Source organism: Pseudomonas sp. MPR-R2A5 (assembly GCF_058793055.1).
In genome coordinates this window covers 37,010-51,517 of sequence record NZ_JBXAFK010000001.1, presented here as the reverse complement: position 1 = coordinate 51,517, position 14,508 = coordinate 37,010, and the positions used below count along the sequence as shown (strand labels likewise).

The 14,508-nt window shown below is 61.5% G+C and carries 15 protein-coding genes; 7 read left to right on the top strand and 8 right to left on the bottom strand.

Annotation, left to right across the window (positions count from 1 at the left end; genetic code table 11):
- Positions 1 to 50 precede the first annotated feature (50 nt).
- Together thiS and AC1Q6I_RS00235 are read right to left on the bottom strand one after the other, a co-directional pair.
- The gene (gene thiS, locus AC1Q6I_RS00240; RefSeq protein WP_069077196.1) at positions 51 to 251 is read right to left on the bottom strand and encodes a sulfur carrier protein ThiS; all 201 of its coding nucleotides are present in this window, start codon (positions 249 to 251) and stop codon (positions 51 to 53) included.
- An 83-nt stretch (positions 252 to 334) separates the two neighbouring features.
- Positions 335 to 712, bottom strand: a complete 378-nt coding sequence (locus AC1Q6I_RS00235; protein ID WP_024077916.1) for a DUF423 domain-containing protein — start codon at positions 710 to 712, stop codon at positions 335 to 337.
- A 74-nt stretch (positions 713 to 786) separates the two neighbouring features.
- Here AC1Q6I_RS00235 and mtgA point away from each other — a divergent pair, with 74 nt between their 5' ends.
- A complete protein-coding gene (mtgA, locus tag AC1Q6I_RS00230) occupies positions 787 to 1,509 on the top strand; it encodes a monofunctional biosynthetic peptidoglycan transglycosylase (RefSeq protein ID WP_024077917.1) in 723 nt (240 codons plus the stop codon).
- A gap of 47 nt (positions 1,510 to 1,556) precedes the next feature.
- On the opposite strand, the gene rpoH is transcribed toward mtgA, so the two are convergent.
- From rpoH to ftsY, 4 genes are all read right to left on the bottom strand, one after another.
- On the bottom strand, positions 1,557 to 2,411 hold the full coding sequence (gene rpoH / locus AC1Q6I_RS00225) for an RNA polymerase sigma factor RpoH (RefSeq protein WP_003176698.1): 855 nt from the start codon (positions 2,409 to 2,411) through the stop codon (positions 1,557 to 1,559).
- A gap of 129 nt (positions 2,412 to 2,540) precedes the next feature.
- Positions 2,541 to 3,563, bottom strand: coding sequence for a permease-like cell division protein FtsX (ftsX, locus tag AC1Q6I_RS00220; RefSeq protein WP_024077918.1), 1,023 nt, complete (start codon positions 3,561 to 3,563; stop codon positions 2,541 to 2,543).
- Positions 3,560 to 4,231 (bottom strand): cell division ATP-binding protein FtsE, encoded by a 672-nt coding sequence (gene ftsE, locus AC1Q6I_RS00215; RefSeq protein ID WP_003213784.1) that lies wholly within the window; start codon positions 4,229 to 4,231, stop codon positions 3,560 to 3,562. The genes ftsX and ftsE overlap by 4 nt, the downstream gene beginning before the upstream one ends.
- Positions 4,228 to 5,634, bottom strand: coding sequence for a signal recognition particle-docking protein FtsY (ftsY, locus tag AC1Q6I_RS00210; protein ID WP_102623713.1), 1,407 nt, complete (start codon positions 5,632 to 5,634; stop codon positions 4,228 to 4,230). Before ftsY ends, ftsE begins: the two co-directional genes overlap by 4 nt.
- A gap of 232 nt (positions 5,635 to 5,866) precedes the next feature.
- Here ftsY and AC1Q6I_RS00205 point away from each other — a divergent pair, with 232 nt between their 5' ends.
- From AC1Q6I_RS00205 to AC1Q6I_RS00190, 4 genes are all read left to right on the top strand, one after another.
- Positions 5,867 to 7,222 (top strand): M16 family metallopeptidase, encoded by a 1,356-nt coding sequence (locus tag AC1Q6I_RS00205; protein ID WP_102623714.1) that lies wholly within the window; start codon positions 5,867 to 5,869, stop codon positions 7,220 to 7,222.
- A complete protein-coding gene (locus tag AC1Q6I_RS00200) occupies positions 7,215 to 8,705 on the top strand; it encodes a M16 family metallopeptidase (protein ID WP_024077921.1) in 1,491 nt (496 codons plus the stop codon). Before AC1Q6I_RS00205 ends, AC1Q6I_RS00200 begins: the two co-directional genes overlap by 8 nt.
- Positions 8,705 to 9,322, top strand: a complete 618-nt coding sequence (rsmD, locus tag AC1Q6I_RS00195) for a 16S rRNA (guanine(966)-N(2))-methyltransferase RsmD (protein ID WP_024077922.1) — start codon at positions 8,705 to 8,707, stop codon at positions 9,320 to 9,322. The genes AC1Q6I_RS00200 and rsmD overlap by 1 nt, the downstream gene beginning before the upstream one ends.
- A gap of 351 nt (positions 9,323 to 9,673) precedes the next feature.
- Entirely contained in the window at positions 9,674 to 10,669 is a 996-nt protein-coding gene (locus AC1Q6I_RS00190) for a hydrolase (RefSeq protein WP_102624175.1), read from the top strand.
- A 67-nt stretch (positions 10,670 to 10,736) separates the two neighbouring features.
- Here the strand turns inward: AC1Q6I_RS00190 and AC1Q6I_RS00185 are convergent, their stop codons facing one another.
- Together AC1Q6I_RS00185 and AC1Q6I_RS00180 are read right to left on the bottom strand one after the other, a co-directional pair.
- Positions 10,737 to 11,591, bottom strand: coding sequence for a sulfurtransferase (locus AC1Q6I_RS00185; protein ID WP_024077924.1), 855 nt, complete (start codon positions 11,589 to 11,591; stop codon positions 10,737 to 10,739).
- 32 nt (positions 11,592 to 11,623) lie between these two features.
- A complete protein-coding gene (locus AC1Q6I_RS00180) occupies positions 11,624 to 12,295 on the bottom strand; it encodes a TetR/AcrR family transcriptional regulator (protein ID WP_069077217.1) in 672 nt (223 codons plus the stop codon).
- 146 nt (positions 12,296 to 12,441) lie between these two features.
- Between AC1Q6I_RS00180 and AC1Q6I_RS00175 the strand changes: the two genes are divergently transcribed.
- Positions 12,442 to 13,869 (top strand): coniferyl aldehyde dehydrogenase, encoded by a 1,428-nt coding sequence (locus tag AC1Q6I_RS00175; protein ID WP_102624176.1) that lies wholly within the window; start codon positions 12,442 to 12,444, stop codon positions 13,867 to 13,869.
- A gap of 28 nt (positions 13,870 to 13,897) precedes the next feature.
- On the top strand, positions 13,898 to 14,443 hold the full coding sequence (locus AC1Q6I_RS00170) for a hypothetical protein (RefSeq protein WP_024077927.1): 546 nt from the start codon (positions 13,898 to 13,900) through the stop codon (positions 14,441 to 14,443).
- The last annotated feature ends 65 nt before the right edge of the window (positions 14,444 to 14,508 follow it).

Here is a 14,508-nt window from a genome sequence, read left to right as displayed (position 1 = left end):
TGGGGTGAGGTTCTGCAGAATCCGGGGTGGCGCGCCTGGACGCCGGACGACTAGCCGCCGCCGATGGCGTGCACCACTTCGACCTGGTCACCTTCGGTGAGCGCGGTCTCGGCGTGCTGGCTACGCGGGACGATATCCTGGTTGAGCTCCACTGCGACGCGACGCCCGGTCAGGTCCAGGCGGGTCAGCAGGGCCGCAACGGATTCACCGTCGGGCAGTTCAAAAGATTCGCCGTTCAACTGAATGCGCATGCCACGGGCCGCCATCGTTTTTAGGGGCCAGCATTCTAGCCCGATTGAGGTTGCTGGCCCAAGTCCTCCGGTCAGCGAAAGCTTTAATCAGCCTGCAGGCGCCATGCCGCCAGGCCGAGGAAGAACCAGCCCAGCAGGAACGCGAGCCCGCCAAATGGCGTGATGATGCCCAGCTTGCTGATGCCAGTCAGGGTCAGCACATACAGGCTGCCGGAGAACAGCAGAATACCGACGGTAAACGAGAGACCCGCCCAGTTGACCAGCCGGCCAGGCATATGCGCGGCCAGCAGCGCGACGCCGAACAGCGCCAGGGCGTGCACCAACTGGTAGGTGACGCCGGTGTGGAAGATTGCCAGGTACTCGGCGCTCAGGCGGTTTTTCAGGCCATGGGCGGCGAATGCACCGAGGGCGACGCCGGTGAAGCCGAAAAAGGCAGCCAACATCAGAAAGCCACGCAGCATGAGGAACTCCAGTCAGACTCATTGGGCAGGGTCTGTATAATGGCCCGCTCAACGGGTTCGGCCAAGCCATCTCTATGCTGCGTGTCCTCTTCAATCGTTTTCTCAAAGTCGTGAAATGGTTTGCCATCGGCAGCGTTTTGCTGGTGCTGCTATTCCGTTTCGTGCCGCCACCGTTCACGGCGTTGATGGTGGAACGCAAGGTTGAATCCTGGTTCGACGGCGAACCCATTGACCTGCAGCGCACCTGGGTGCCCTGGGACCAGATCTCCGATGACCTCAAGGTCGCGGTGATGGCCGGTGAAGACCAGCGCTTCCCGCAGCATTGGGGCTTCGATTTCGGCGCGATCCAGGCGGCGCTCCTGCACAACGAGCGCGGCGGTTCGATTCGCGGCGCCAGTACGCTGAGCCAGCAGGTGTCGAAAAACCTGTTCCTGTGGGCAGGCCGCAGTTATTTGCGCAAGGGCCTGGAGGCCTGGTTTACCGGGCTGATCGAGGTGCTGTGGCCCAAGGAGCGGATTCTTGAGGTGTACCTCAACAGCGTGGAGTGGGATGAGGGCGTGTTTGGCGCGGAAGCGGCGGCGCAGCATCACTTCGGCGTAAGTGCCAAGGGGCTGTCCCGACAGCAAGCCAGCTATCTGGCGGCGGTACTGCCTAACCCACGGGTGTGGAGCGCAAGCCATCCGACCGCCTATGTGGCGCGACGGGCCGCATGGATTCGCCAGCAGATGAGCCAGTTGGGTGGGGATGGTTATCTGGTGGAGCTGAACAATTCGCGCAAGGCGCCTTGGTCCGACTGAGACAACACAAAACAAATGTGGGAGGGGGCAAGCCCCCTCCCACATTTTTAAGCCGCGATCGACAGCTTCAGCTTATTCATCGCGCTTTTCTCAAGCTGACGAATCCGCTCGGCCGACACGTTGTACTTCTGCGCCAGGTCGTGCAGCGTGGCTTTTTCTTCCGCCAGCCAGCGCTGGTAGAGGATGTCACGGCTGCGGTCGTCCAGCACTTCCAGCGCTTCGTGCAGGTTGTGGTTGGAATTGTCGCTCCAATCAGCGTCTTCCAGTTGACGCGCCGGGTCGTACCGGTGGTCTTCCAGGTAGTTGGCTGGCGATTGGAACGCGCTGTCGTCGTCCGCTTCGGCGGCCGGGTCGAAGGCCATGTCATGGCCGGTCAGGCGGCTTTCCATCTCACGTACTTCACGGGGCTCCACGCCAAGGCTTTCGGCCACGCGGTGGACTTCCTCGTTGTTCAGCCACGCCAGGCGTTTCTTCTGGCTGCGCAGGTTGAAGAACAGCTTGCGCTGGGCCTTGGTGGTCGCGACTTTCACGATGCGCCAGTTGCGCAGGATGAATTCGTGGATTTCCGCCTTGATCCAGTGCACGGCAAACGACACCAGGCGCACACCCATCTCCGGGTTGAAGCGCTTTACAGCCTTCATCAGGCCGACGTTGCCTTCCTGGATCAGGTCAGCCTGGGCCAGGCCGTAGCCACTGTAGCTACGGGCGATATGTACGACAAAACGCAGGTGGGCGAGCACCATCTGCCGAGCCGCCCCCAAATCCTGCTCATAGTAGAGACTCTCGGCCAGTTCACGCTCCTGCTCCGGTGTCAGCAATGGAATGCTGTTCACCGTGTGCACATAAGCCTCCAGGTTCGCACCTGGGACCAAAGCATAAGCAGGTTGCAAAGAAGTGGTCATACGAAAAAACCTCCGACTCACATAACTCGTGCAGTTCAGCACTGCGAAAATTGACCGGGAACCGTAGGACAAGTTCCCTAAACTACTGATACGGCCAATACAAACGAAACCACATTACCCTGACATTAACTACTTCGGTGCCAGCTCACGTAAATGCCGTGCGACCGCAATCCACGCACCGATATACCCCAACAATACCGCGCCAAGCAAGAGCGACAGACCGTCGGCAACCGGCACGCCCGCCAGGGCGAAATCACTGCCGTACAAGCCGGCAAGCCCGACCACCGCGTCATTCAGCCAGTCAAGGCCAAACGCCAGGACACCCCAGGACAAGATCCCCGCACCAAAGCCATAAAGCGCGCCCATGTACAGAAAGGGACGACGCACATAGCTGTCCGTGCCGCCGACCAGTTTAATCACTTCTATCTCGGTGCGACGGTTTTCAATATGAAGACGAATGGTATTACCTATCACCAAAAGTAATGCAGACACCAACAACACCGTCAGGCCGAACACAAAGCGGTCGCCCAGCTTGAGAATCGCGGCCAGGCGCTCTACCCAGACTAGATCAAGTTGCGCCTGTTGCACCTTGGGCATCTCTGCGAGTTTTTGTCGCAGCGCTTCAAGGGCAGGCTTGTCGACTTCATTCGGCGTCACCAGCACCACGCCCGGCAGCGGGTTCTGCGGCAGTTCCTTGAGCGCCTCACCTAATCCGGACTGCTGCTGGAACTCTTCAAGGGCCTGATCGCGACTGATGTACTCGGCATCCGCCACGCCCGGCAGGTTCTTGATGTCATCACGCAGAGCCTCTCCCTCCTTGGCGCTGGCATCCAGGTTCAGGTACAGCGAAATCTGCGCCGCACGCTGCCAGGAACCGCCCAGGCGCTCCACATTATTGAGCAACAGCGACAAGCCCATCGGCAGGCTCAAGGCCACGGCCATCACCAAACAGGTGAAAAAGCTGCCGATGGGTTGCTTGCCCAGGCGACGCAGGCTGTCCAGCAGGCTGGCGCGATGGCTTTCGATCCAGGCGCGCAACAGGGTGCTGAAGTCCGGGCCGTCGTCTTCGTCGTGTTTTTTCTTTTTCGGCTGCGGGTCGGCTGCCTTTGGCGCCACACGCTCGGAAACCTTGGGGCTGCGGGTCGCACTCATACGCCAGCCTCCCCGTCGCCGATCAGGCGCCCGCGTTGCAGCGTGAGCATGCGATGGCGCATGCGCGCGATCAACGCCAGGTCGTGACTGGCGATCAATACGCTGGTGCCCAGGCGATTAATGTCTTCAAACACCCCCATGATCTCGGCGGCCAGGCGCGGGTCGAGGTTACCGGTGGGTTCGTCCGCCAACAGCAGGGCCGGGCGATGGACGATGGCGCGGGCGATGCCGACGCGCTGTTGCTGGCCTGTGGACAGGTCACCCGGGTAGAGGTCGGTCTTGTCGGACAGCGCCACGCGCTCCAGGGCCGAATCCACGCGCTTGACGATCTCGGCCTTGGACAACCCGAGGATCTGCAATGGCAAGGCAATGTTATTGAACACCGTGCGATCGAACAGTAACTGGTGGTTCTGGAATACCACGCCGATCTGGCGGCGCAGGAACGGAATCTGCGCATTGCTGATGGTGGCCAGGTCCTGCCCGGCCAGCAGCAGCTTGCCGGTAGTCGGGCGCTCCATGGCCAGCAGCAGGCGCAACAATGTACTTTTACCGGCGCCCGAATGGCCGGTCACAAACAAGAATTCGCCGCGACGCACTCGAAAGCTCAGCTCATGCAAGCCGACATGCCCGTTGGCATAGCGTTTACCGACCTGTTCGAATCGAATCATGAACGCTCCCGCTCGGCAAACAGTGCCTGGACAAAGGGTTCGGCTTCAAAGGTGCGTAGGTCGTCGATGCCTTCACCAACGCCGATGTAACGAATCGGTAACCCGAACTGCTTGGCCAGGGCGAAGATCACCCCCCCCTTGGCCGTGCCGTCGAGCTTAGTCAATGCCAGGCCGGTCAGTTGTACCGTCTGGTTGAATTGTTTGGCCTGACTGATGGCGTTCTGCCCAGTGCCGGCGTCCAACACCAGCAACACCTCATGCGGCGCGTCGGCATCGAGCTTGCCGATCACACGGCGGACTTTCTTCAGCTCTTCCATCAAATTGTCTTTGGTGTGCAAGCGACCGGCGGTGTCGGCGATCAGCACGTCAATATTGCGCGCCTTGGCGGCTTGCACGGCATCGAAGATCACCGAGGCCGAATCGGCACCGGTGTGCTGGGCGATCACCGGGATCTTGTTGCGCTCACCCCAGACCTGCAATTGCTCCACAGCAGCGGCGCGGAAGGTGTCGCCAGCGGCGAGCATGACTTTCTTGCCTTCCAGTTGCAGCTTCTTGGCCAGCTTACCGATGGTGGTGGTCTTGCCGGCGCCGTTGACGCCCACGACCAGGATCACGAAAGGTTTCTTCGGGGTAATCACCAGCGGCGCTTCCACCGGCTTGAGCATCGCGGCCAGCTCGGCTTGCAGGGACTTGTACAGTGCGTCCGCGTCGGTCAACTGCTTGCGCGCGACCTTCTGGGTCAGGCTCTGGATGATCACGGCGGTGGCTTCAACGCCCACGTCCGCCGTCAGCAGGCGAGTCTCGATGTCTTCGAGCAGTTCGTCATCGATGGTCTTCCTGCCCAGGAACAAGCTGGCCATGCCTTCGCCGATGCTGGCGCTGGTCTTGCTCAGGCCTTGCTTGAGGCGGGCGAAGAAACCGGTCTTGCTGGTTTCGACGGCAGCGGCCGGCTCGGGCTCGACGGGGACCGGCTCAACCACGGGCGCGACAACCGCAACGGGCGCCGGCTCGATCACGGCCAGAGGCGCAGGGGCTTCGAACACAACAGGAGCCGGCTCGATAACCACCGGAATCGGTGGCGTCACATGCTCGGCCTGCACATCGTCAACCAACGCCACGGGCTCTTCGGCCACCGGCAGCTCCGGCCACGGCTTATGCTCGGGCTCAGGTTCCGGCACCACGTCGGCCACCGGCTGCAACACCGGCTCAGCCATCGGCAGCACCACCGGCGCCGGGGCTTGGGCAACCGGTTCGGCTTCTACTATAGGAGCGGGGATCGGCTCAGCTTGAACCTGTGGCTGTTCGACGACGGTTTCCTGCGGCTTTTTGCGCAGCCATCCGAACAGGCCTTTTTTCTCGCCAGCCGCAGCTGGGGTCTTCTTGTCGTCGTTGGAACCAAACATGGAGACGGCTATCTCAAGGTAGCGACGCGCCAAGGGGCACATCGGTAAATAAAATTCGATGCGTAACAGACTGTTTTTTAGCCAGCTCGTTCATGCGCAACATTTTGTAAGGCCTAAATAGGGCCTCAACAAGACAGCCACAGTGGCCGTCCCTTAGTCGGATCAGTATCCTAGCACCTCCTCGCCCGCCGACGCTAAGACCAAGCGGGCAGCCCAACAGGTTTAAAAACGAATGAATGCTCTAGCCCGCCGCGCTGCAGGCCTGCTGCTCAGCACAGTTTGTCTGCCCCTCTCAGCCTTGGCTGCCGACCCACAACCCACCCATGAATTCACCTTGGATAACGGCCTCAAGGTCGTGGTGCGCGAAGACCATCGCGCGCCGGTGGTGGTTTCGCAGGTCTGGTACAAGGTCGGTTCGAGCTACGAAACCCCAGGCCAGACCGGTTTGTCCCACGCTCTGGAACATATGATGTTCAAAGGCAGCGCCAAGGTCGGCCCCGGCGAAGCCTCGCTGATCCTGCGCGACCTGGGCGCCGAAGAAAATGCCTTCACCAGCGATGACTACACCGCTTATTACCAGGTACTGGCCCGCGACCGCCTGGGCGTCGCTTTCGAGCTGGAGGCCGACCGCATGGCCAGCCTGCGCCTGCCGGCCGACGAGTTCAGCCGCGAAATCGAGGTCATCAAGGAAGAGCGCCGCCTGCGCACTGACGATAACCCGATGTCCAAGGCCTTCGAGCGCTTCAAGGCCATGGCCTACCCCGCCAGTGGCTACCACACGCCGACCATCGGCTGGATGGCCGACCTCGACCGCATGAAGGTCGAGGAACTGCGCCACTGGTACCAGTCCTGGTATGTGCCGAACAACGCCACGCTGGTAGTGGTGGGCGATGTCACCCCGGATGAGGTAAAAAACCTGGCCCAGCGCTACTTCGGCCCTATCCCCAAGCGTGACGTACCGCCCGCCAAGATCCCGATGGAGCTGGCCGAGCCCGGCGAGCGCCTGCTGACGATGCACGTGCAGACCCAATTGCCGAGTGTGATCCTGGGCTTCAACGTACCCGGCCTGGCCACCGCCGAAGACAAGCGCTCGGTCCAAGCCCTGCGCCTGATCTCGGCCCTGCTGGACGGTGGCTACAGTGCACGGATCTCCGAGCAACTGGAACGTGGTGAAGAGCTGGTATCCGCCGCATCCACCAACTACGACGCCTACACCCGGGGTGACAGCCTGTTCACCCTCTCGGCCACCCCGAACCAGCAAAAGAAAAAGACCATTGCCCAAGCCGAAGCCGGCCTGTGGCGCCTGCTGGAAGAGTTGAAGGCCAAGCCGCCGACCGCCGAAGAGCTGGAGCGCATCCGTGCCCAGGTCATCGCCGGCCTGGTATACCAACGTGATTCCATCACCAGCCAGGCAACGGCCATCGGCTCCCTGGAAACCGTCGGCCTGTCCTGGAAACTCATGGACACCGAGCTGGCCGACCTGCAAAGCGTGACCCCGGAAGACATCCAGAAGGCCGCACGCACCTATTTCACCCGCGAACGTCTCAGCGTCGCCCATGTTCTGCCTCAGGAGACCGCTCATGAGTGATCGCAAAAGCAGCCGCCTGATCCTGCCCGGCCTGATCGCCGTCACCTTGATCGCAGCAAGCGCCGTGTATTTCCTGCGCCCCAGCGAGTCCGTCGCCAGCCAGGCCCTGGACAAGGCCCAATCGGCCAACAAGCTGCAATCTCTGGCAGAGCTGAACGGCAAGGCGCCGACCAATCGCAAGCTCGATGTGCAAACCTGGACCACCGCCGAAGGCGCCAAGGTGCTGTTCGTCGAGGCCCATGAACTGCCGATGTTCGACATGCGTATCCTGTTCGCCGCTGGCAGCAGCCAGGACGGCAACGTCCCGGGCCTCGCGCTGATGACCAACGCCATGCTCAACGAAGGCGTGCCGGGCAAGGATGTCAGCCAGATCGCCAGCGGTTTTGAAAGCCTGGGCGCCGACTTTGGCAATGGCGCTTATCGCGACATGGCGCTGGTCTCCCTGCGCAGCCTGAGCGACAGCACCAAGCGCGACGCCGCCCTGACGCTGTTTGACCAGGTGATTGGCAAGCCGACCTTCCCCGCCGACTCCCTGGCACGGATCAAGAACCAGATCCTCGCCGGCTTTGAATACCAGAAGCAGAACCCCGGCAAACTGGCCAGCCTTGAACTGTTCAAGCGCCTGTACGGCGATCACCCTTACGCTCACCCAAGCGAAGGCACGCCAGAAAGCGTTCCGAAGATTACCCTCGCGCAGTTGCAGGCGTTCCACGCCAAGGCTTATGCGGCGGGTAATGCCGTAATTGCCGTGGTCGGTGATTTGACCCGCGCCGAAGCCGAAGCGATGACGGCCAAAGTGTCGGCCTCGCTGCCCAAGGGCCCGGCCCTGGCGAAGATCGCCCAGCCGACCGAGCCCAAGGCTGGCCTGAGCCATATCGAGTTTCCGTCCAAGCAGACCCACCTGTTGTTCGCCCAACTGGGTATCGACCGAGCCGACCCGGACTACGCGGCCCTCTCCCTGGGCAACCAGATCCTCGGCGGCGGTGGTTTCGGCACCCGGTTGATGAGTGAAGTGCGCGAGAAGCGCGGCCTGACCTACGGCGTGTACTCCGGTTTCTCGCCGATGCAGGCACGCGGCCCGTTCATGATCAACCTGCAGACCCGCGCGGAAATGAGCGGTGGCACCCTGCGCCTGGTCGAGGATGTGCTCGCCGACTACCTCAAGACCGGCCCGACGCAAAAGGAGCTGGATGACGCCAAGCGCGAGCTGGCCGGCAGCTTCCCGCTGTCGACCGCGAGCAACGCCGATATCGTCGGGCAACTGGGCGCCATGGGTTTCTACAACCTGCCGCTGAGCTACCTGGAAGATTTCATGAAACAATCCCAGGCCCTGACCGTAGAGCAGGTCAAGGCTGCCTTGAACAAACACTTGAGCGCCGACAAGATGGTCATCGTGACCGCCGGCCCGACCACTGCGCAAAAGCCACTACCGCCCCCCACTGATAAACCTGCCGAGCAGCCGCTCGGGGTTCCGGAGCATTAATGGCCAGTTCATCTCGCCCGAAAAAACCTGTCCACAACGTGCATAACGGTGTGGGCCAACTGCGCATCATTGGCGGCGAATGGGGCAGCCGCAAGCTGAGCTTCCCCGACGTCGTGGGCCTGCGCCCAACGCCGGATCGCGTGCGCGAAACCCTGTTCAACTGGCTGGCCCCGTACATCGCCGGGGCGAAGGTGCTGGACCCGTTTGCCGGCAGCGGCGCCCTGTTCCTGGAGGCGCTGTCCCGTGGCGCGGCCCAGGCACAGGCGCTGGATGCCAGCAATGTGGCGGTGTCCAGCCTCAAGGAGCACCTGGGCACCCTGCGCTGCACCAACGGCCAGGTGCAGACCGCTGACGCGCTGCGCTACCTGGAAACCCAGGCGGCGAGCGAATACGACGTGGTGTTCCTCGACCCGCCATTCAACCAGAACCTGTTGCCGACGGTGTGCGCATTGCTTGAAGAGCGCCAATGGCTGGCACCGGACTCATGGATCTACACTGAAAGCGAGACGGCACCGTCTACCTTGGGTTTGCCGGGCGCCTGGCGCCTGCACCGGGAACAAAAATCCGGGCGGGTGTATTACGCGCTGTGGCATCGGTTGGTCGAAAGCGCCGTCTGACCTTTCAGACTGGCGTCAAGTGTGGCGAGCGGGCTGCCCCGCGTCGGGCTGCGAAGCAGCCCTAAAACCTGCGACGGCACTCTGACTGAATAAATGCGGTGTTCTTGATGGGGCTGCTTCGCAGCCCAACGCGGGGCAAGCCCTAATGCCGTTCAGTTAAGCGTACATCGCCTTCTGTAGGAGCGAGCTTGCTCGCGAAAAACCTCAACAATAACGCGTGTTTCCTGAGTGAACGCGGCGCCTGTGAGTTCTTCGCGAGCAAGCTCGCTCCTACAAAAAAGCCTTAACTGAACGGCATTAGGGCAAGCCCGCTCGCCACAGACAGTGAGTTAGCTCAAAACCGAGAGTTTCATGACACCGTCCTCCGACCTGTTCACCCCCGCCTTCGGCCTCGGCAACCCTCACCTGCAAACCCTGTGGGGGCCGCTGTGGCGCCCTACCACCCACATCGAACGCCAGCGCGAACGGCTATGGCTGGAAGATGGCGACTTTCTCGACCTCGACTGGCACGGCCCGCACGACGCGCAAGCACCGTTGGTACTGGTGCTGCACGGGCTCACCGGCTCATCCAACTCGCCTTACGTGGCCGGCCTGCAAAAAGTCCTCGCCGTACAAGGCTGGGCCAGCGCAGCCCTGAACTGGCGCGGCTGCTCGGGCGAGCCGAACCTGTTGGCGCGCAGCTATCACTCCGGGGCCAGTGAAGACCTGGCAGCCACGATTACCCACCTGCGCACCAAACGACCATTGGCACCGCTGTATGCAGTGGGTTATTCGCTGGGCGGCAATGTGCTGCTCAAGCATTTGGGCGAAACCGGCGACGCTTCGGGGCTGCAAGGCGCAGCAGCGGTGTCGGTGCCGTTTCGCCTGGACCAGTGCGCAGATCGCATCGGGCTGGGCTTTTCGCGGATCTATCAAAAGCACTTCATGCGCGAAATGCTCGCGTATATCCGCGCCAAACAAAGCCGCTTTTTACAGGATGGTCGTGCGGACGGGCTGAAAACCCTGGAAGCCCTCGGTTCACTGGAGAAGATGCGCACGTTCTGGGACTTCGATGGCCGGGTGACCGCGCCGCTGCATGGTTTCTTGAGTGCCGAGGACTATTACCGGCGCGCGTCGAGCCGCTACTACCTGGGCGCTATCCGCACACCGACGTTGATTATCCAAGCTGCCGACGACCCGTTCGTATTCGCCCACAGCTTGCCCGAAGCCAGCGAGCTGTCGGCATGCACCGAGTTTGAGCTGACGACCAAAGGTGGGCACGTGGGCTTCGTCGATGGCTCACTGAAACGCCCCAGCTACTACCTGGAGCGGCGCATCCCCCAATGGCTGCTGGCCCAACACGGTTGAAGTAAAACCGTAGACATCGTTTACATCTGAAACCGGGGACATCGTTTACACATTTGAGGCAGGGAACTCAGTCACCCGTAGCGATTGCCCGCGCGGGATCGGTAATCCACTCGCTCCACGACCCCGCATACAACTTGCCCAACGGGTAACCCGCCAGGCTCAGGGCGAACAGGTTGTGGCACGCCGTCACGCCCGAGCCGCAGTACGCCACCAGATCTTCGGGCGAGCGGCCCTGCAACTGCGCGGCGAAGCGTTGCTTGAGTTGGTCGGCCGGCAGGAAACGCCCATCACTGCCCAGGTTTTCGCTAAACGCTGCACATTGAGCACCGGGGATATGCCCGGCAATCGGGTCAATAGGCTCAACTTCACCGCGAAAACGTGCTTGGGCACGGGCATCGATCAAGGTCAGGCCGGGCTGGCCCAGGCGTTTTTGCAGCTGTTCGGCGTCCAGCAGCAGGTGATTGTCCGGCGCCCCCACAAAGGTGCCAGGCGCAATTACCGGCGCATCCAGGCTCAACGGGAAACCCGCGGAGTGCCAGGCCTTGAGGCCACCGTCCAGGATAAACACGCCGTCACGCTTGCCCAGCCAGGCCAACAGCCACCAGGCGCGAGCGGCATAGGCGCCGGGGCCGTCGTCATAAAGCACTACGTCGGTGTCGGCATTGATGCCCCAGGCCTGGAGCTGTTCGACGAATCTTTTCGCCTCTGGCAAGGGATGACGCCCGGTCACCCCCTTGGTCACCGGCCCGCTCAAATGGCGCTCCAGGTCAGCATATTGCGCGCCTTCGATATGCCCTTCGGCGTAGCTGCAACGCCCGTAATCTGGGTCTTCCAGGGCAAAACGGCAATCCAGGATCACCAGCCCCGCCGACTTTTGGCGCTCGGCTAATTGCTGGGGGCTGATCAATTGGGCAAGTGGCATGACGGACTCCTACAAATACAGGTGGGAAAGGTCTACTTCACTTCTTCCAGTGCCTGGTTCAGCGGCACGTAAAACTCTTTGAACAATGCATCCACCGCCTCTTTGGCCTGGGGCGTGACAAACCCCGCCTCCAGCACCAGCACCTGGTACACACCGCGCTTGATTGCCTCGGCGCTCAAATGCGTGGAATTTTCGTTGGTGGTGCACAAGAAACGCACCCAAGAGGTGAGGATGATCCAGGCATTGAGGGTCAGGGCTTCGGTCTGCACCGGGTTCATATTAAGGATGCCGGCGTCGACAAACCCCTGGTAGATGGCGCCGCCCTGGATCAGGCAACGCTGGGAAAACCGCCGGTAGCCGGTGGCCAGTTCCGGGTCGCTTTCCAGCAAGTGTTCAAGGTCGCGATGCAGGAAGCGGTAGCGCCACATCCCGGCTAATACGGCCTGCAGGTAGAAACGCTTATCCTCCACGACCATTGCACGCCCCTGGGGCGGGCGCAGGAAGCTGTCGACCAACGCTTCATATTCGCGAAACAGCACGGCGATGATCGCTTGCTTGTTGGGGAAGTGGTAGTACAGGTTGCCCGGCGAAATTTCCATATGGGCGGCGATATGGTTGGTGCTGACACTACGCTCGCCCTGCTGGTTAAAAAGCTCCAGGCTGGTTTGCACAATGCGCTCGCTGGTCTTTACTCGTGGTGCCATAGGGGATCAGCTTCTGTACACGTGATCGGGCATCTTACGGCCTATCCTGATTGGGATAAATCCGGATGTTACTGCAATGTTATTTGACAATTTAGAGTAATGACTCTAAAAATCCAGGCAGACCTATAACAATCGGGAACTGCGCCATGTCTGCCAACGTTGCCTACCTCCAGGATTCCCAGGCACTGGACCAACTCCAGGGCTTGTTCGATGCCCAGCGTCGCGCCTATGTGGCCAACCCGATGCCGCCGGCCGCGCAACGCCAGCAATGGCTCAAGGCCCTGCGCGAGTTGCTCAGCGACGAACGTCAGGCGCTGATCAACGCGATCAGCCAGGACTTCAGCCACCGCAGCGCAGACGAAACCCTGTTCGCCGAGCTGATGCCCAGCCTGCATGGCATTCACTACGCCAGTAAACACCTCAAGGGCTGGATGAAACCTTCCCGCCGCGCTGTAGGTATAGCCTTCCAACCCGCGTCAGCCAAAGTTATCTACCAACCGCTGGGCGTGGTCGGGGTGATTGTGCCCTGGAACTACCCGCTGTACCTGGCCATCGGCCCGCTGGTCGGCGCCCTGGCGGCCGGTAACCGGGTAATGCTCAAGCTGAGCGAGTCCACCCCCGCTACCGGCGCGCTGCTCAAGACCCTGCTGGCGAAGATCTTCCCTGAAGACCTGGTGTGTGTGGTGCTGGGCGAGGCCGACGTGGGCATGGCGTTTTCCAGGCTGCGCTTCGACCACCTGCTGTTCACGGGTGCCACCAGCATTGGCAAGCATGTGATGCGCGCCGCAGCCGAACACCTCACGCCGGTGACGCTGGAGCTGGGCGGCAAGTCCCCGGCCATCGTCTCGGCGGATGTGCCGCTCAAGGACGCCGCCGAACGTATCGCGTTCGGCAAGGCCCTGAATGCCGGGCAAACCTGTGTGGCACCGGACTACGTGCTGGTTCCGGAAGATCGCGTCGAGGGTTTTGTCGAGGCTTACAGCCAGGCGATTCGCGGGTTTTATCCGACCTTGGCCGACAACCCGGACTACACCGCCATCATCAACGAGCGGCAATTGGCCCGGCTGAATGCTTACGTAAAGGACGCCACCGACAAGGGGGCCACCCTGATCCCGCTGTACGAGCAGAACCAGGCACGGCGCATGGCCCACAGCCTGCTGTTGAATGTCAGTGACGACATGACCGTGATGCAGGATGAAATCTTCGGCCCTGTGCTGCCGATCGTGCCTTATCGCGGCCTCGACCAGGCGTTTGCCTACATCAACCAACGCCCTCGCCCACTGGCCCTGTATTACTTCGGCTACAACAAGCGCGAACAGAACCGCGTGCTCCACGAAACCCACTCCGGTGGCGTGTGCCTGAACGACACCCTGCTGCACGTCGCCCAGGACGACATGCCCTTTGGCGGGATCGGCCCTTCAGGCATGGGCCATTACCATGGCCATGAAGGTTTTCTCACGTTCAGCAAGGCCAAGGGGGTACTGGTGAAACAGCGCCTCAATGCGGCAAAGCTGATCTACCCGCCCTACGGCAAATCGATCCAGAAGTTGATCCAGAAGCTGTTCGTTCGCTGATACCGCCACCCTCGGGATAACAATAACAATGAACCCTAGCCTGACTGATTCACCCGCGCTGTCGCGGCGCGGCGTCTTGAAAATCGGCCTGTGCGCCAGTGCCTTCCTGGCCACCGCCGGGCTGGGCGCCAGCCTCAGCGGCTGCTCCAGCAGCACCCCGGCCAGCGGCTTCGCCATGCTGCGTGCCAGTGATTTGCCATTTCTGCGCGCGGTGATCCCGGTCCTGCTGGAAGGCGTGGCCAGCGCCCAGGAAGTCGCCAACGGGATTGAAGACACGCTGAAAAAGCTCGACTACAGCCTGCAGCACCTGTCGCCGGAGATGTTCAAGCTGACCGAGCAGTTGTTCGACGTGCTCGGCATGGGCATCACCCGTGGCCCACTGACCGGCATCTGGGGCAGTTGGGAAAACGCCAGCAGCGAGCAAATCCGCAACTTCCTGCACCGCTGGGAAAACAGCTACCTGAACCTGCTGCGCATGGGCCAGGGCTCGCTGCTCAAGCTGGTGATCATGGCCTGGTACTTCCGACCGGCGTCCTGGGCACATTGCGGTTACCCCGGGCCACCGAAGATCTAGCCGTGCTCTCCGGCGCCCACATTGACGGCAACGTCCTAGCCTTTAACGCATAAAAACAAGAGTGC